This window comes from Stenotrophomonas sp. 93052_Sma, assembly GCF_056481145.1.
Map to the genome: position 1 here is coordinate 556,316 of NZ_CM151134.1, position 17,977 is coordinate 574,292.

11 protein-coding genes and 4 pseudogenes are annotated in these 17,977 nt (G+C 67.4%); 10 read left to right on the forward strand and 5 right to left on the reverse strand.

The genetic code is table 11. The features are described 5' to 3' along the window. The first annotated feature begins 26 nt into the window (after nt 1-26). Nucleotides 27-1,352, forward strand: a complete 1,326-nt coding sequence (locus ACZK2V_RS02580; protein WP_049461444.1) for a GTP-binding protein — start codon at nt 27-29, stop codon at nt 1,350-1,352. A gap of 72 nt (nt 1,353-1,424) precedes the next feature. Here ACZK2V_RS02580 and ACZK2V_RS02585 read toward each other — a convergent pair. Further along, a pseudogene (locus ACZK2V_RS02585) lies at nt 1,425-3,030 on the reverse strand (ATP-binding cassette domain-containing protein). Between the two features lie 240 nt (nt 3,031-3,270). Continuing rightward, a pseudogene (locus tag ACZK2V_RS02590) lies at nt 3,271-4,168 on the reverse strand (LysR family transcriptional regulator). A 228-nt stretch (nt 4,169-4,396) separates the two neighbouring features. Between ACZK2V_RS02590 and ACZK2V_RS02595 the strand changes: the two are divergent. Both ACZK2V_RS02595 and ACZK2V_RS02600 read left to right on the forward strand, forming a co-directional pair. Beyond that, on the forward strand, nt 4,397-5,575 hold the full coding sequence (locus ACZK2V_RS02595) for a serine hydrolase domain-containing protein (RefSeq protein WP_049461438.1): 1,179 nt from the start codon (nt 4,397-4,399) through the stop codon (nt 5,573-5,575). Next, entirely contained in the window at nt 5,572-6,756 is a 1,185-nt protein-coding gene (locus ACZK2V_RS02600) for an MFS transporter (protein ID WP_049461436.1), read from the forward strand. Before ACZK2V_RS02595 ends, ACZK2V_RS02600 begins: the two co-directional genes overlap by 4 nt. Nucleotides 6,757-7,080: 324 nt before the next feature. Here ACZK2V_RS02600 and ACZK2V_RS02605 read toward each other — a convergent pair whose 3' ends face one another. After that, nucleotides 7,081-8,697 carry an EAL domain-containing protein gene (locus tag ACZK2V_RS02605; RefSeq protein WP_049461408.1) on the reverse strand — a complete coding sequence of 539 codons (1,617 nt, stop codon included), beginning with the start codon at nt 8,695-8,697 and terminating at the stop codon, nt 7,081-7,083. Nucleotides 8,698-8,925: 228 nt separating this feature from the next. Here ACZK2V_RS02605 and cycA point away from each other — a divergent pair, with 228 nt between their 5' ends. Next, a complete protein-coding gene (gene cycA / locus ACZK2V_RS02610) occupies nt 8,926-10,299 on the forward strand; it encodes a D-serine/D-alanine/glycine transporter (RefSeq protein ID WP_049399140.1) in 1,374 nt (457 codons plus the stop codon). Between the two features lie 218 nt (nt 10,300-10,517). Then, a complete protein-coding gene (locus ACZK2V_RS02615; RefSeq protein ID WP_049461406.1) occupies nt 10,518-11,294 on the forward strand; it encodes a lytic transglycosylase domain-containing protein in 777 nt (258 codons plus the stop codon). Between the two features lie 42 nt (nt 11,295-11,336). On the opposite strand, the gene ACZK2V_RS02620 is transcribed toward ACZK2V_RS02615, so the two are convergent. Next, entirely contained in the window at nt 11,337-12,857 is a 1,521-nt protein-coding gene (locus ACZK2V_RS02620; protein ID WP_049461404.1) for a tetratricopeptide repeat protein, read from the reverse strand. A 165-nt stretch (nt 12,858-13,022) separates the two neighbouring features. On the opposite strand from ACZK2V_RS02620, the pseudogene ACZK2V_RS02625 reads away from it, so the two are divergent. After that, nucleotides 13,023-15,103, forward strand: a pseudogene (locus ACZK2V_RS02625) (NHL repeat-containing protein). Here ACZK2V_RS02625 and ACZK2V_RS02630 read toward each other — a convergent pair. Continuing rightward, on the reverse strand, nt 15,081-15,488 hold the full coding sequence (locus tag ACZK2V_RS02630) for a YciI family protein (protein ID WP_049461400.1): 408 nt from the start codon (nt 15,486-15,488) through the stop codon (nt 15,081-15,083). The pseudogene ACZK2V_RS02625 and the gene ACZK2V_RS02630 overlap by 23 nt on opposite strands. Before the next feature lie 716 nt (nt 15,489-16,204). Here ACZK2V_RS02630 and ACZK2V_RS02635 point away from each other — a divergent pair. The 4 genes and pseudogenes from ACZK2V_RS02635 (at nt 16,205) to ACZK2V_RS02650 (ending at nt 17,936) form a co-directional block, all read left to right on the forward strand. Then, on the forward strand, nt 16,205-16,618 hold the full coding sequence (locus tag ACZK2V_RS02635) for a YciI family protein (protein ID WP_049463533.1): 414 nt from the start codon (nt 16,205-16,207) through the stop codon (nt 16,616-16,618). A 68-nt stretch (nt 16,619-16,686) separates the two neighbouring features. Further along, complete coding sequence (locus ACZK2V_RS02640; protein WP_012509913.1) at nt 16,687-17,109, forward strand: VOC family protein; 423 nt, start codon at nt 16,687-16,689, stop codon at nt 17,107-17,109. Nucleotides 17,110-17,146: 37 nt separating this feature from the next. Next, nucleotides 17,147-17,557, forward strand: a complete 411-nt coding sequence (locus tag ACZK2V_RS02645; RefSeq protein ID WP_032128772.1) for a VOC family protein — start codon at nt 17,147-17,149, stop codon at nt 17,555-17,557. 23 nt (nt 17,558-17,580) lie between these two features. Continuing rightward, nucleotides 17,581-17,936 (forward strand): annotated as a pseudogene (locus ACZK2V_RS02650) (DUF1428 domain-containing protein). Nucleotides 17,937-17,977: the final 41 nt, after the last annotated feature.

The following is a 17,977-nucleotide window of genomic DNA, read 5'->3' on the forward strand; positions in this document are numbered from 1 at the left end:
CCGTTCCGCAGCCAACCCGCTCCGACATGAACACTGTTTCCCGCGCCGACCGTCGCCTTCCGGTCACCGTGCTGTCCGGCTTCCTTGGGGCCGGCAAGACCACCCTGCTCAACCAGATCCTGCGCAACCGAGAGGGCCTGCGCGTGGCAGTCATCGTCAACGACATGAGTGAGGTCAACATCGATGCGCAGCTGGTGCGCGAAGGTGGCGCCGAGCTGCGCCGCACCGAAGAGACGCTGGTGGAGTTCAGCAACGGCTGCATCTGCTGCACCCTGCGCGACGACCTGCTGCAGGAAGTGCAGCGCCTGGCCGAGGCCGGCCGCTATGACTATCTGTTGATCGAATCGACGGGCATCGGTGAACCGATGCCGGTGGCGGCCACGTTCGCGGTGCGCGACGAGCACGGCTTCAGCCTGAGTGATATCGCGCGGCTGGACACGATGGTGACGGTGGTCGACGGCAGCGCGTTCCTTGCCGACTTCGGTTCGACCCTGCGCCTGGCCGAGCGCGGCCAGCAGGCCGGGCCGGACGATGATCGCGGTGTGGTCGACCTGCTGTGCGAGCAGGTGGAGTTCGCCGACGTGATCGTGGTCAGCAAGATCGACCAAGTGGATGACGAAGTGTTGCAGGACACGCTGGCGGTACTGCGTGGCTTGAACCGGGATGCGAAGCTGCTGCTGTCCAGCTTCGGTGATGTGCCGTTGGCCGAGCTGCTGGATACCGGCCGCTTCGACATGGAGCGTGCGCAACGCGCGCCGGGTTGGGTGAAGGAGCTGCGTGGCGAGCACACACCGGAAACCGAAGAGTACGGCATCGGCAGCTTCGTCTACCGTTCGCGGCGTCCGTTCCACCCCGCGCGATTCGCCCGCGCGCTGCAGTCCGGCATGCCCGGCGTGATCCGCAGCAAGGGCTGGTTCTGGCTGGCCAACCGCATGGATTGGGTAGGCGAGTTGAACACCGTGGGCGCCGCGACGCGGACGCAGGCGGCGGGTTTCTGGTATGCCGCGCGCGACCGCGTGCGTGCCGGCCTGGAAGACACCGCACCGTTGTTGCCGCCGACACCGCTGCCCTACAGCGACCTTGGCTGGGCGCGGCAGCAGGCCGATTGCTGGAGCGCACCGTTGCCGGGGCTGGAAGAGTTTCCGGATGCAGCCGCGCACACGGCGATGCAGCGGCTGTGGCACCCGTTGTGGGGTGATCGCCGCCAGGAGCTGGTGGTGATTGGTGTGCACATGGATGAGCGTGCGGTGCGCGCGGAGCTGGATGCGTGCCTGCTCAATGACCAGGAGCTGCGGGCGGGGCCGCTGCTGTGGCAGCAGATGCCACAGGCGTTCCCGGTGTGGAAGCGCTGACGGTGCATTGAGGTTTCCTGGGCTGCCGGCCAGCGGCCGGCACTACCCCGGGTCGATACGCCATGCGTGGATCTACAAGGCGTCATGCCACTGCCAGCCCTCGGTGCTCACGTGCAGCACCTGGGTCGGCCGCAACGCCTGCAGCAGGTGCCGGTCGTGGCTGACCATCACCAGTGCGCCCGGCCATGCCGCAAGCAGTTCTTCCAGCGCCTGTAATGCACTGAGGTCCAGTGCATTGCCGGGCTCGTCCAGCAGCAACAGTTGGGGCGCGGGATCGGCGTAGAGCACACTGGCCAGTGTGCCCTTCACCCGTTCGCCATCGCTGAGGCTGCGGGCGGGGCGCTGGATGCGTTGTGCGTCCAGACCCAACAGGGCCAGGCGCGTGCGCAGCTCCCCGGGGTCGGCACTCGGGTTGGCGGCCTGCACGCTGTCGAGGATGCTGCATTCGCCGGACAGCCCCAGCAGCTGCTGGTCGAGCAGAGCCAGTGGCGCATGCCGTTGCACGATGCCGCTGCGCGCCGGCAGCTGGCCGGCCAGCACACGCAGCAGGGTTGATTTTCCACTGCCGTTGTCACCGACCACGGCGATGCGCTGCCCTCGACGGATCTCCAGCTGCAATGGTGCGCTGCAGCCATGTGGCAGGACCAGATCCTGTACCTGCAGCAGGCGTGCGCTGCCACGCTCGCCATCGGTGGCAAACAGCGCCAGTTCCGGTGCCGCATGAACCGCCGACGCCGCTGCGCGCAGCTGCTCTGCACTGGCCTGCAGGCGTTCGGCCTGCACCTGCTGCGCGCGGCCGTGGCTGGCCTCGGCGCGCTGCTTCTGCCGGCCGAGCAGGATGGGGGCCTGGTTGGCCTGCTTCGCATCACGGTTGCCACGTGCCTGGCGTTGCTGCTGGCGTTCGTGTTGTTCGCGCGCTGCGTTGCTGTTGCCGGTGCTGCGCACGCGCATGGTCAAGCTGGGCGGTGGCGGCTTCACGTTCGGCGGCGCGTGTGTCGGCGTAGTGCTGCCATGCGCCGCCATAGCGATGCAGGCCACGCCCATCGAGTTCGACAATCTGCTGCATGCGGCCCAGCAGTTCGCGATCATGACTGATCACCAGCAGGCCACCGCGCCACTGCTGCAACTGTTCGTACAGCTGTTGGCGATGGCGTGCGTCGAGGTGGTTACTGGGTTCGTCCAGGATCAGCCAGTCGGCACCGCTGGCCCAGGCGCCGGACAGCGCCACCTGCATGGCCTGGCCGCCACTGAGGCGCGCGGCCGGCTGGGCGGGATCGAGGTCGTCGGGAAGCTGCAGCGCACGCCATTGCTGCTGCAGGCGTTCGCGCAGGTCCCAGCGCTCGCCTAGGCAGGTGAAGTCGGCCTCATCGACGCTGCCGGCTTCGATGCGTTGCAGTGCGGCCAGTTCCGCGCCGACGCCGGCCAGTTCACCGACCGTGCCGGCGGGTGGATAACCGGGTGTCGGCAACAGGAACACGCGGCCACTGCCACGCACCTGGCCACTATCGGGCGACAGACGCCCGGCCAGTAGGCGTGCGAGCACGCTTTTGCCAGCGCCATTGGCACCGACCAGGCCGGTGGCGACCGGTTCGAAGGAAAACGTCAGATCGGAAAACAGCGGGCGGCCGTCGGCCAATCGATACGACACGCGATCGAGCGTGAGGGAATGCGGGGTCATGCGACCTCCATGGATGCCGGGTTCTCCCCTGCGCGCAGGGGCGGGAAGAGTCAGGCCGTCTGTTGCGAAGACGGCGGCATCAATGGCGCATTGGTCGCGAGCCTCTGGGAGGGATGAGGGGAGATTATACCGCCCGCAGGGCATGCGAATTGTAGAGTCGAGCTTGCTCGACTGCTTTTGAGGAGCAGTCGAGCAAGCTCGACTCTACGTGGCACGGCCATCGAGCGCGGATCTACCGGCCTACGGCACGGTTTCCAGGCGCGCTGACGAAGTCGATGAATACCCGCAGCTTCGGAAGCACGTGGCGGCCGGAGGGCCACAGCAGGTGGAAGATGCCGCAGGAGTGCACATGCTCGTCGAGCACGGTCAGCAGCCGGCCGTCGGCCAGTGCATCGCGCACCGAGTGCACCGGCACGAAGGCCAGGCCGATATCGCGCAATGCAAGCGCCACCCGCGCTTCGATGGTATTGGCCACCATGTGTACCGGCAGTTCCTGCGGTGTTTCATGGTCGGGCCAGTGGATCGGCCACAGTTCCAGCTTGCCGGTGCTGGGGAAGCGATAGTGCAGCAGCGTGTGCTGCATCAGATCGGCCGGCGTGCGCGGCGTGCCGCGCCGCTGCAGGTACGCCGGCGAGGCGACGATGCGGCGTGGGAACACGCCCAGGCGTCGGGCGTTCATGCGCGAGTCGCTGGGCTCGCCGACGCGCAGCACGGCATCGAAACCCTCCTCGATGACATCGACCAGGCGGTCGCAGAAATCGAGGTCGAGGCGGATGTCCGGATACGCGGTCATGAACTCGGCCATCAGCGGCAGGGTGAGATCGCCCACCAGCGGCAGGCTGATGCGCAGCGTGCCACTCGGTGCGGCATGCGGTTGCGCCAGCTCGGTGCGTGCGGCATCGCGTTCGTCGAGGATGCGCCGGCAGCGTGCCAGGAACAGCTGGCCCTCGGCGGTGAGGGTGATGCTGCGCGTGCTGCGGTGGAACAGGCGCACGCCCAGTGCCTGTTCCAGCCGGGCAACGCATTTGCCCGCGGCCGAGGCCGAGATGCCCTGCAGGCGCCCGGTCTCGACGAAGCTGCGGGTGTCGGCCGCGTGCACGAAGGTCTGCAGATTGGCGAGGTTGTCCAGGACTGACATGGGCGTGCGGGCAATGAAAGCGGCAGGGTAGGTCGGCGCGGCTGTAGCGGACGGCTCCGCCATCGCAACACTGTGGTGCGAAGTGGTGTGGAGCCCGTTGCGGCCTTGCAGTTCCGGCCATCATGCCGATTGCGGACTGCAGGGTCCATGATGCCCGGAGCCGCAACCGGCTTTTTGCACGAGGGCGTGGTGCCTAACGTGGCGGGCCTCTCCCCACGGATCACCGCGATGAACGCTGTTCCTTCCCTTGCACCTGCGCCGACGCTGCCGTCGGTGCAGCGGCTGCTGCAGCAGGTCCACCCACAGCGCCTGGTCGGTACGGTAGTGCTGGTGCGCGAGCACGGTGTGCTGCGCCACGCCAGCGCGACCGGGCTGGCCGATCGCGAGTCGGCCACGCCGATGCTGCGCGACCAGTTGTTCCGGCTGGCATCGGTCAGCAAGCCGCTGTTGACCACGGTGATCCTGCGCCTGGTAGCCGAAGGCGTGCTGGACCTGGATGCGCCGGTACAGCGCTGGCTGCCGGACTTCCGCCCGGCGCTGGCCGATGGCAGCACGCCGCCGATCAGCCTGCGCCAACTGCTCAGCCATAGCAGCGGGCTGGGTTACCGCTTCCTCGAAGCCGATGCGGATGGCCCGTACGCACAGGCCGGCGTCAGCGATGGCATGGATGCGAATCCGCTGACGCTGACCGACAACGTGCATCGCATCGCGCAGGCGCCGCTGCTGTTCGCGCCGGGCAGCCAATGGTTGTACTCGTTGGGCGTGGACGTCGCGGGCGCCGTGGCTGAAGCCGCGACTGGTGAAACGCTGCAGGCATTGTTCGCACGCCTGTTGGCCACGCCGCTGGGCCTGCGCGATACCGCGTTTGCCATCGACGATGCCGCACGGCTGGCCACGCCCTATGTCACCGACGCGCCGCAGCCGCATCGCCTGCAGGAAGGCGAGGTGGTCGCTCCATTCGAGGGTACCGTCGGCATCGAGTACAGCCTCGCCCGTGCTACCGATGCCAGCCGTTTCCCTTCGGCCGGTGCTGGACTGATTGGCAGCGCCGACGAGGTGATGGCGGTGTTGGAGGCCCTGCGCGATGTGCAAGCTTCGAATCTGTTGCCGCCCGCGCTGGTGGCGGCGATGGCCACCCCGCAGGTGGGCGAGCAGGGGCCGCCGGAACCGGCCGGCTGGGGCTTCGGGCTGGGCTTTGCGGTGCTGCGCGATGCCGCCGCCAGTGGCACGCCACAGAGCGAAGGCACCTGGCGCTGGGGCGGTGCCTACGGCCATAGCTGGTTTGTCGATCCTGCGCGTGGGCTGAGCGTGGTGGCGCTGACCAACACCCTGTACGAAGGCATGGACGGTGCCTTCGTTGATGAGCTGCGTGACGCGGTCTACGCCGATCTGGAGGCTGCGCGATGAGCGGCCATGCCATTGATGCGGCGAGTCCTGCCGGCGAAGCTACACGCCTGCCGTGGGCCGGCCTGCTGGCGCTTGCAGGTGGCGGCTTCATCACCCTGCTGACCGAAACCCTGCCGGCCGGTGTACTGCGGCCGATGGGCGAGAGCCTGGGCGTGAGTGATGCGGCGGTGGGCCAGCTGGTCAGCGTGTACGCGCTGGGATCGGTGATGGCCGCACTGCCGATGACCGCGTTGACCCAGCGCCTGCCGCGACGCCCCTTGTTGCTGGCCGCCATTGCCGGCTTCGTGGTGGTCAACACGCTGACCGCCGTGAGCAGCAGCTATCCGCTGATCCTGGCCGCGCGTTTCCTGGCCGGTGTGAGTGGTGGCCTGCTGTGGTCGCTGGTGGCCGGCTACGCGGCGCGCATGGTGGTGCCGTCGCTGCAGGGCCGGGCAATTGCGGTGGCGATGGTTGGATCGCCGTTGGCGCTGTCGCTGGGCGTACCGGCGGGCACGTTGCTGGGCCAGCAGATCGGCTGGCGCTGGGCGTTCGCGTTGATGAGCGTGCTGGGGGTCGGCCTGCTGGCGTACGCGCGCTGGGCATTGCCGGCGTTACCGGCGGCCGCGGCCGGTCAGCGCACGTCGTTGGGTACGGTGTGGCGCATGCCCGGCGTGCGCAGCGCGTTGGCGGTGATGGTGCTGTACGTGCTGGCGCACAACGTGCTGTACACCTACATCGAACCGCTGGCGGTGGAGGCCGGCGCCGGCCCGTGGCTGGACCGCCTGCTGCTGGCCTTCGGCGTGGCTGCCATCGTTGGTATCGGCATTGCCGGTTGGGGCGTGGACCGTCATCTGCGCACGCTGGTGTGGGCGGCCGTGATCGGTTTCATTCTTCCGGTGTTGGCCCTGCTGTTGTGGCCAGGACAGGCCACACCGCTGCTGCTGGCAACGATCCTGTGGGGCGTGGCGTTCGGGTCGGTTGCGACCCTGTTCCAGACCGCGCTCGCACGCCGTGCCGGTGCTGCTGCCGACCTGGCGCAGTCGATGCTGGTGACCGGCTGGAACCTGGCGATTGCCGCCGGTGGCGTAGCAGGCGGTGTGCTGTTGCAGGTCAGCGGCCCGAGCCAGCTGGGCTGGTTGCCGTTGCTGTTGCTGGCGGTGAGCGCGGCGTGGCTGTTGGCACGGCCGAAGGCCTGGGCGTAGGCGCAGACCAGACGTTACCGAGGTGCCGGCCAGCGGCCGGCACTACCGTGGTCCACGCCATCCACGCATGGCGTGGATCTGCCGAGCGCAGCGACCCGCGTTTGCTTTTGCTTTTGCTTTCTTCTGTTGATTCCGTGGTGGGACGCCGCCGCAATGTGTCCGTGGCCGGGTGGATGGGTTGCGCAGGGGCGTGAGCCGCATGGATGCGGCGACCGAGCTTACATGGACGTACTTGCAGCGCCCCCTGCGCGACCCATCCACCCGGCCCCAACTGATGGATCCACTGTACGCGACTCACCACGAGGGGCTCCGCCGTTGGCCGTCCTACTCGATCCCCTCACGCTCGATCGGCACGCTGCGCGGATTCTGCATGTGCTCCCGCGCCGCGCCATAGCGCTGCTGCCGCTTGTGATGGAACACCACGAACTCATCCCGCGGCAGCGGCCGCGAGAACAGCCAACCCTGCGCGAACTCGACCTTCCGGGTATGCAGATACGCCAGCTGTGCCTCGGTCTCCACGCCCTCGGCCACCACCCACAGGCCCAGCTCCTTGGCCATGTCGATGATGTGCGGGGTTACCGGGCTGGTGGCGCTCTCGGTGTCGATCGCATCGATGAATGATTTGTCGATCTTCAACGCGTCCAGTGGCAGCTGTTCCAGGTACTGCAGGCTGGAGAAGCCGACGCCGAAATCGTCAATGGCCACGCTGTGCCCGGCCCGACGCGCCTGCGCCAGCATCGTGCGGGCGCGGTCCAGATCCAGGAAGCCGCGCTCGGTGGCCTCCATCCAGATCTGCTGCGGCAGGATGCCGCTGCCGGCCATGTGCTTGGAGATCATCTTCAGCGCACGGCCGCTGCTGATATCTTCGGCGGCCAGGTTGATCGCGATGTGCGCGCTGCGGTCGGCCACCAGCAGTTCACGCATGTCGCGCACCACGTTCTCGATCACCAGATCGGTGACCGCGCCGATCATGCCGGCCTCTTCGGCCAGCGGAATGAACAGGTCCGGCCGCACCTGGGTGCCATCCGGGCGCTGCCAGCGCACCAGCGCTTCGGCGCCGACGCAGATGCCGGTATCCAGCTCGATGATCGGCTGGTAGTGCAGGTACAGCTCGCGGCGGCGGATCGCTGTGGCCAGCTCGCCGCGCAGGGACAGGCGGCGACGCGACAGCCAGATCACCAGGCCGGCACCGGCAGCGGCCAGCAGAACGCCGATCGGCACGAACAGCCACGCCTGCTGGCGGAAGGTCGCGGCAAGCGCGGTACGCGGCATGGTCGCGATCGCCAACCACTCTTCGTTGCGGGCGGTGGCATACAGGGTGTGGTGGTCCAGGCCTTCATCGGGGGCGCGCAGCAGGGTCTCCAGCAATGCCGGATCCATGCCGTCCTGCCTGGCCAGGAGACGCCCATCGGGGCTGGCCAGGGCAAGGCGCACGTTCGGGTCGGCGATGACATCGACGAAGCGGCGCGGATCGACCAGCACGTCGTAGTTGCCGTACAGGAACGACAGGACCTGGCGCCGTCCGCTGGCCTCGGGGCGCACATCCACGGCGATGCCGGCGCCATCACTGGTGACGTGGTCGGCCTTGGGCTGGTTGACGTCGGACAGGAACGGCCCCCACGACGTACAGCGCAGCTTGCCACCCTCGAAGTAGCCCATCTGGTCGACCGACGGCGAGGTCATCACCAGTGTCTGCATGCGCCGGATATGCTCGGGCCCGCAGGCGTCGTGGGCGCCGACCTCGGCCGACTGCAGTGCCGCCAGCGCTTCCTGGTAGGACTGGTCGGCGCGGCGCAGCGCGCGACCGGCGATGTCGCGCAGCCGCTGCTGCTCGACGCTGACTGCACGGTCCCAGGTGGCATAGGCCATCACCGCGATCGGCACGGCCGCGGCCAGCAGCGCCAGCGCGGTGCCACCAATGATCACGCGCAGCCGACTCAAGGCCGGAGCTCCAGCGGGGCGGGCAGGGCAGGGCACATGGTCGGGCCGATCCTTGGGCAGGTGCGGCTATCTGAGCATGACGCCGGGCCGGGCGGAATGGGACGAATCCGGTATTCGGTCACAATGTGATGAAAGCGACCATGATTGACGCAATCGGGCCGTCCAGCGCTGGCGCTCCGGGCCGGGGAGGACTAACGTCGAACGCTTCGCCCGCCCCAATGCACGCCCATGACCGAGCCCGCAACGCCCCCCGAGCACCTGCGCCGCAGCCTGTCCAACCGCCACCTGCAGCTGATCGCCATCGGCGGTGCCATCGGCACCGGCCTGTTCATGGGCTCGGGCAAGACCATCAGCCTGGCCGGCCCGTCCATCGTCTTCGTCTACCTGATCATCGGCGCGATGCTGTTCTTCGTGATGCGCGCGATGGGCGAGCTGCTGCTGTCCAACCTGCAGTACAAATCCTTCATCGATTTCTCCACCGATCTGCTCGGTCCCTGGGCCGGCTTCTTCTGTGGATGGACGTACTGGTTCTGCTGGATCGTCACCGCCATCGCCGACGTGATCGCGATTGCCGCCTACGCGCAGTTCTGGTTCCCTGGGCTGGATGCCTGGATACCGGCACTGGCCTGCGTGCTGCTGTTGCTGGCACTGAACCTGGTGACGGTGAAGCTGTTCGGCGAGATGGAATTCTGGTTCGCGCTGATCAAGATCGTGGCGATCTGTGCACTGATCATCACCGGCGCCGGGCTGGTGGCGTGGGGCTTCACCTCGCCCAGTGGCCACACCGCGTCGTTGTCGAACCTGTGGAATGACGGCGGCATGTTCCCGATGGGCCTGGTCGGCTTCTTCGCCGGTTTCCAGATCGCGGTGTTCGCTTTCGTCGGCATCGAGCTGGTGGGTACCACCGCCGCTGAAACCGCAGACCCCGAGCGCAACCTGCCCAAGGCGATCAACTCGATCCCGGTGCGCATCATCATCTTCTACGTGCTGGCGCTGATCGCGATCATGGCGGTCACCCCGTGGCGCCAGGTGGTGCCGGACAAGAGCCCGTTCGTGCAGCTGTTCGTGCTGGCCGGCATTCCTGCCGCGGCAAGCCTGATCAACTTCGTGGTGCTGACCTCGGCCACGTCCTCGGCCAACAGCGGCATCTTCTCCACCAGCCGCATGCTGTACGGTCTGGCCGAAGAGGGCCACGCACCGCGCGGGTTGTCGAAGTTGTCGCGCGCCGCAGTGCCCGCCCGTGGCCTGCTGTTCTCGTGCCTGTGCCTGCTGGGCGGCACGTTGCTGATCTACCTGATCCCGAACCTGGTGACCGCCTTCACCCTGGTGACGACGCTGGCCACCGTGCTCTTCATCTTCGTCTGGTCGCTGATCCTGGTGGCCTACATGGCCTACCGCCGCCGCTACCCGGAACGCCACGCCGCCTCGATCTTCAAGATGCCCGGCGGCGTCGCCATGTGCTGGGCCTGCCTGGTGTTCTTCGCCGCCGTGCTGGTGCTGCTGAGCCTGCAGGCCGACACCCGCCAGGCGCTGGTCGCCAGCCCGGTGTGGTTCGTGCTGTTGGGCGTGGGGTATTGGGTGCGGCGGAGGACCGCGAAGTAATCCAGCATTTGCGTTCCATCGATTGATCCAGAGATCTCTCTGGAGTGGGGTCAGAGACCGTTGCGCAGCAACGGGATCCGACCCCCGCAGGAAATCGGCCGTTGCCGTTGCTGTTGAGGTTGCCGGCCAGCGGCCGGCACTACCACGGGTGCAGGGCGCAGCCCTGCCGACCCCCATTCACCCAGCATTAGCGGGCGCGGCCGGATGATCCGGCCGCCATGTTCCGTCGCCCTCTCCTGCTTGCGCTGTTGCTGCTGCCCAGCCTGTGGCCCGGGCTGGCCGCCGCGCGCACCGTCTACCGCTGCGTGCAGGGCAACACCGTCAGCCTGGCCACCGCGCCGGAACCCGGTTCACGCTGCACCCCGAAGGAAATCGACGACAACGCCATCCAGACCCCGAATCTGTGGGGCAACATGGGCGTGTTCAGCGGCGTGCTGTACGAGCGCGAGCAGGATGGCGCGCTGGTCTACTCCACCCGCAACCTGCCCGGCTCGCGGGTGTTCCTGAAGTTCACCATGGCCACGCCGGCGGGTGAACCTGCCCACGAAGGCCTGGGCAAGGTGGGCAAGCCGCAGCTGGCGCAGCATGCCAAACAGTTCAAGGCCGCCGCCAAGGCCACCGGCGTGGATGACGCGTGGCTGCGCGCGATCGCCCATGCCGAAAGCAACTTCGATGCACTGGCGGTGTCCAGCAAGGGCGCACAGGGCGTGATGCAGTTGATGCCGGACACCGCGCAGGAGTACGGGGTGAATGATCCGTTCTCGCCGCAGCAGTCGATCGATGGCGGCGCCCGCTACATGCGCGCGTTGCTGCGTCGCTACAACGGTGATCGGCCGCTGGCAGCGGCCGCCTACAACGCCGGCATCGGCGCGGTCACCCGCTACAAGGGCGTGCCGCCCTATGCCGAAACCCTGGCCTACGTGGACAAGGTGATGGCCCTGTACGCACGCTACCGCGAGGCGATGGGCATCCGTACCGAGGTGCCGGCGCGCTAGGCGGGTGGTGCTGCACGCACGTGGTTCTACATGGGAGCTTGCTCAGCGCGAGGTGGAGGTGCTGACCAGTTCGTAGCGTTCGATGCGGCCCAGGCGGGCAACCTCGGCCTGCACGTCGGCGCGCTGCTTCAGCGCACGCCAGGCCGCATCGATCTTCACGTCACCGGGCAGCGACGGATAGGTGCGCATGTCCTGCAGGCTGGCCAGCGTTTCACCGCGTTCAACGGGTGAGCGCAACTGTTCGATCAGCACGGCAGCTGCGCCGTCGAGATTGCCCTCGTCCAGCAGCATTTCGCGCTGGAACAGGCGCGCGTCATCGCCCTGGGCCAGGATCGCTGCACGCGCGGCCTGTTCGGCCTTGGCATCGCCACGTTCACGGGCGGCAACGAACTGCAGCAGTGCCTGGGCCGCCTTGCCGTAACCGGCCAGGCCCGGTATGTCATTCACTGCCGTGGCGGCATCCTGCATGCGGCCCAGCGAACTGAACACGAAGCCGACGTTGAACTGGTGCTCGGCACCATCGGGGCCCAGTGCACCGATGCGTGCGGCCAGCTTGGCTGCCGCCAGCGCATCCTCGTTGCGACCCAGCCGGCGCAGCGCCGTAAGCCGGCTGTTGAGCAGCCATGCCACCCATTCGGCTTCCGCTGCCGAAGGCGCCTCGCCTTCGGCGGCCGCAGCGGCCATGCCATCGGTCAGCGCCAGCACTTCCTCGTTGCGGTCCAGCATCAGCAGCGTGCTGCTGAACTCGGCCATGCGCGCGTCCAGCGCCCGGTCGAGCAGGCCGGAAACCCGCAGTTCGTCGAGGTGCTTCTGTGCAGCCTGCACGGGATCAAAGCGCGGGTTGGCGCGGTCGACATAGGGATCGAAGCGCTTGTCACTGCGCAGCCGGATGATTTCGGCGGGCGCGGAGATGCGGGCCAGGGTCGCGGGGATGGCCTCGCCACGGCCGTTGTCGGCCTGCAGCGTGGCCAGTGCCAGCCACAGTCCGGTGGGTTCCAGGCCGCCGCTCTTCCAGCCGTTGTCGAACAGTGCCTGCAGCAGTTCCATGCGCTGCTGCGGCTGGTCCCGCAGGCGGAACTGCAGGTAGTTGATCGCGTGGTGGTCCACCGGCAACGGCGCTTCGGCATGCTTCAGCGCCTGCACCAGGTGCTTGGTGGCAGGCGCCGGTTGGTTCTCGGACAGTTCCACCGAGACCAGGGTCAGCAGGATCTGCGCATCGTCCGGCAGTGCCTCCTGCGCGCGCTGCAGATAGCGGCGAGCCTGGTCCGGCTTCTTCTGCACCATCGCGGTCCAGCCGGCCACCTGCGCGGCGCGGCCGCGATGTTCAGCATCGAAGTCATCCAGCATCGGATCTTCCATCAGCCGTTCCATCGCGATCAGTGCGCCCAGCGTGTTGCCACTGCGTGACTGCTGGATCGCCTCATCCCATCGCGTGGCATAGGCCTGGTGCATCGCATCGGCGGTGACTGACGGCTTCTGTGGTGCCACCGAGATCGAGGCGGAGGCCGGCGTGCTGGCCAGTGCGGCCACCAGCAGGGCGGCGAGGGGGAAGATGCGGGGCATGGAGGATCTCCATCCGTGGGAAGAGCATTGAACCCGCTGTAGCCAGGGAGAACAAGCGCAACGCATGGAACTCTGGTATCCGGCAGTACGTTTGGCCGTGGCGGATCCTGCGTTCAGCGTCTATTGTCAGTGCCTCTTCAGACAGCAGGCAGGCAGCACAGCACGATGGCACGGTGGCAATGGATGGCGGCAGGCGTAGCGTTGGCGACCGTAGTGGCACTGGCCGCGACCTGGTGGGAGACGCCGCTGCATACGCCGGCTGAACCGGCAGGCCCGGTTCCAACGCCGCTGGCGTGGACCGCGCAGATCGAGCCGCTGGCCGGCGATGGCCACCCGGGTGACCGCGATGGCGCGTCCGCGCAGGCGCGTTTCGCCGATCCGTACGCGTTGCTGCGCAGTGCCGATGGCAGCGTCTATTTCACCGATGCCGGTGACAACAACCGGATCCGTCGCCGCCTTCCCGATGGCCGCGTTGAAACGGTGGCCGGGCAGGGCGAGGGGCGTATCGATGGCCCGGCACTGCAGGCCAGTTTCAATACGCCCTCGGGCATCGCCGCCGACGCGCAGGGCAACCTGTATGTGGCCGACACCGGCAACCACGCGATCCGCCGTATCGGCACCGATGGCCAGGTGACCACGCTGGCCGGTGGCGAACAGGGCTACGCCGATGGCCCTGCCGCGCAGGCGCCTTCGATGCACCGATGGGCATCGCGGTGGACGCGCAGGGCCAGGTCTATGTGGCCGACACCTTCAACGACCGCATCAGGGTGATCGGTACCGACGGCAACGTGCGTACCCTGGCTGGCGGCGAGCGCCCGGGGCTGGCCGATGGCCTGGCGGGTGATGCACGCTTCGATACACCGGTGGCACTGGCCTTCGATGCGCACGGCGCGCTGCTGGTGGCCGACCTGTTCAACAACGCGGTGCGTCGGGTCGGTGCCGACGGCATGGTCAGCACGCTGCTGGGCGATGGCGGCGTGATCAATGGGCCGCTGTCGCTGGCCACCACGCACGACGGCGTGCTTTACGTGGGTGACCTTGATGGCCGCATCGTGCAGGTAACACCGCAGGGCCACCAGATCGCGCTGGTGGGCAACGGCCGCCTGCCACGCCTGGCCCGCCCCAGTGGGTTGGCGATGGATGCCGATGGCAGCGTGCTGGTCGCCGATTCCGCCAGCTATCGCCTGCACCGCCTGCGCCCGCTGCCGGTGGGTGACCTGCCGGCACCGGCGCTGGTCGGGCCCGCTGCCGATGCAGCGTTGCCGGACACCGGTGGGCGCTGGCCATTGGCACCCCAGGATGGCTGGCATGAAGTGGTCGGCACGCTGGGCGAGGTGCGCGGCAACTTCAAGGGCGAGAGCCGCCACCACCTGCACGGCGGTTTCGATGTGCGCGGCGATGTCGGCCAGACCGTGCTGGCGATCGCCGATGGCAAGATCAGCAGCCCGGTAGCGGCGTGGAGCCTGGGTGGGCAGGCGGAGGGCCTGGCCGTGGACCGTCTCAAGTACATCCACATGCGGGTCGGCCGCACCCCGCGCGACCAGCCGTTCGATGCGCGCTGGCAGGCGCTGTACGACGAACAGGGCAAGCTGGAGCGGATGCGCGTGCGTCGTGGCATGCGCATCCACGTCGGTGATCGCCTGGGCAGCATCAACAACCAGGCGCACGTGCATCTGGCGGTGGGTACCGGCGGTTTCGAAACCAACGCGGTGGCGCTGGGCTTCCACAACTACGCCGACCACTTCGCACCGCGCATCACCGATGTGGCCCTGCTGGACGACAACGACCAGCCGATGACCGCAGGCAGCGACGGCGTGGTGATGGTGGCGCGGCAGGGACGTGGCGTGCAGATCGTGGTCGAGGCCTGGGACCAGGTCGACAACAACCTGCCGCGGCGCCGGCTGGGCATGTACCAGGTGGGTTACCAGATCCTCGATGCCGGCGGACAGCCGCTGCAGGGCTACGAACAGCCACGCTGGAACATCGTGTTCAACCGCATGCCGCCGCAGAACGAAGCGGTGCGCGTGGCCTACGCGCCGGACAGCGGCATCACCGTGCATGGCAGCGCGGTGACCCGTTTCCGCTACCTGGCCACCAACACCGTGCGTGACGGCCTGATGGAAACCGGGCGCTGGCAGCCGGCGGCATTGCCACCGGGCGAGTACACCGTGCGCGCCAGCGTGCGCGACTACAGCGGCAACGAAGGCGTGGGTCCGCGCGAGATCAGGGTACGGCTGCTGCCATAGCCGCAGCCGGGGCGCCGCAGCGTTCGCGCTCGGCGTCCATGTCTTCCAGCGGCCGCACCTCGATGCTGCCGAAGCGTGCCCACGGGAAATCGCGGGCGATGCGCATGGCTTCGTCGCGGTCGCGGGCGACGATCAGGTTGAAGCCGGCCAGCAGTTCGCGGGTTTCCGCGAACGGGCCATCCAATACACGGCTGTGGCCATCACGCACGCGCAGGGTCTGCGCGGTGTCAACCGGCTGCAGCTTCTGCGCGGCCAGCAGCGTGCCTTCCGCCTGCAGTCTGTCGGCGTGGGCGAGGCAGTCGCGCATCAGCGCGTTGAATTCTTCGGTGGGCAGGGCCTGCAGCAGGGCAGGCTCGATGTAGATCAGAAGCAGGTACTGCTGCATGGGACGGTCCTGGCGGGGGCGAGGTGTCCATGATGGCGCAGGTTTGCCTGCCAGCATGCTGCAGCGCGAAAAGCCGCCTGCGGCGGGCGATCGGCGAACGGCGGAGCCCCTCCGTGGTGGGGTGGGTTGGTTGCTGAAAGCTCGGGTTCTTGGATTTGGCCGGGTGGGGAGGCAGGGCAGGGGGCGCTGCAAGTACGTCCATGTAAGCTCGGTCGCCGCATCCATGCGGCTCACGCCCCTGCCCTGCCTCCCCACCCGGCCTTGGACAGATCTCTGCGGCTGACCCACCACGGGAGATCAACAACAAGAGCAAAAGCGGGTCGCTCCGCTCGCAAAGCCGAGGTCGCCAGCCACCCGCTGTTGCTGTTGCTTCTGCCTTTTTTCTTGATCTTCCCGTGGTGGTTCGGCCACCGGAATCTGTCTGGGGCCGGGCGGGTGGGGTTGGCGGGGTATCCGCGGCATGGATGCCGCGGCTAAGCCCCCATGGACGGGTTTACGGCGTCCCCGCCAATCCCACCCGCCCGGCCCACCCACAGGAAACCAGCTTTCAGCGACCAGCCCACCCCACCACGGAGGGGCTCCGCCGTTCGCCGACGCCCGCCGAAGGCGCGCTTTCCACGGAAGAAATAATTTTCAAAAGACGTGTCGATTCCCAGCCCCCTGGTTCGTTGTACCCAGTGAAGGGCACGCACCACGCGTCCCCACGGGAGACCGCAATGAAAGTGATGGTGATCGTGAAGGCCAACGCCGACTCCGAAGCCGGCCGCATGCCCAGTGAACAGGAACTGTCCGAAATGGGCGCCTTCAACGAACAACTCGTGGCCGCCGGCATCATGCTGGCCGGTGAAGGCCTGCATGCCACCCAGCGCGGACGTCGCATTCATTTCGGCAGTGGCGCGCCCAAGGTCGAGGCCGGTCCGTTTGGCCCTGCGGGCGAGCAGATCGCCGGCTTCTGGCTGTGGGACGTGCGCTCGCTGGACGAGGCCGTTGAATGGGCCAGCCGCGCGCCGTTCAACAGTGGTGGCACGCTGGAGCTGCGCCCGCTGATCTCCGCCGAAGACTTCGGTGAAGCCTTCACCTCCGAATTACAGCAGCAGGAACAGCGTCTGCGTGCACAGCTGGAAGGTTGACCCGATTCATTTCCCCCGCCGGGCATGGCCCGGCGCTACCCCCCTGAAACCCACGACGGAGTATTGCCATGAAACTGATTCCTTTCCTCGGCTTCAGCGGCCAGGCCCATGAGGCGATGGCGTTCTACGCCAAGGCACTCGGTGGCCAGGTCACCTCGGAAATGAAATACCGCGACATGCCGCCCTCCGATGGCTCGCCGGGCTGCAACGAGATGCCGCCGGAAACCCTGGACCACGTCGCGCACAGCCAGCTGGAAATCGGTAGCGCCATCGTGATGGCGGCCGACGGTCCCGGCGGTGGCGAGGGTGGCTCGACCACCATCAATGTCGACGTCGACAGCATCGAAGAAGCCGAACGCGTGTTCGCCGCGCTGGCCGACGGTGGCCAGGTGCAGATGCCGATCGCCGAAACGTTCTGGGCGCACCGCTGGGGCATGTTGATCGACCGCTACGGCAAGCCGTGGATGGTCAACTGCATGAAGCAGCCCTGATCCCTCTTCTTCTTTTCATCCACAAGGAGCTTCACCGATGAATGCACCGCAACCGCAGATGATCTTCGTCAATCTTCCGGTGAAGGACCTGGAGAAATCCAAGGCCTTCTTCACCGCGCTGGGCTACAGCTTCAATCCAACTTACACCAACGATGACGCGGCAGGCATGGTCATCAGCGAGAGCATCTACGTGATGCTGCTGACCCAACCTTTTTTCCAGCAGTTCACCAACAAGCCGATTGCCGATGCGCACACCCACACGGAAGTGATCAACGCACTCTCGGCACCCAGTCGCAAGGCAGTTGACGAGTTGGTGGACAAGGCACTGGCCGCCGGCGGCAGCGAACCGCAGCCGGCGCGCGACCTGGGCTTCATGTACCAGCGCGGCTTCCAGGATCTGGATGGCCATCTCTGGGAAATCGCACACATGGACGGCGAACCGGGCTGACGGCCGCCGCAGGGAGAATCCTCATGGCTTACGTGGATGCTTACGTGCTGCCGTGCCCCCAGGACAAGGTGGCGGCCTACCGCCGCCTTGCCCGCAAGGCCGGTGCGGTGTGGAAGGACCATGGCGCGCTGCAGTACATGGAATGCGTGGCCGACGATGTGGAACCGGGAAAGAGCACGTCGTTTCCGCGTGCGGTCAAGGCCAAACCTGGCGAAACGGTGATCGTCGCCTTCGTGGTGTTCCGTTCGCGCCGGCGCGCGACCGTATCAACGCGAAAGTGATGGTGGACCCGCGGTTGGCGTCGCTGGGCCCGAAGGACATGCCGTTCGACACCAAACGCATGTTCTGGGGCGGCTTCAAGCCGATTGTTGAAGCGTGAGCTGCGGCGCTTGTGCGGGCCGGGCGTGCGTGCTGTGATCG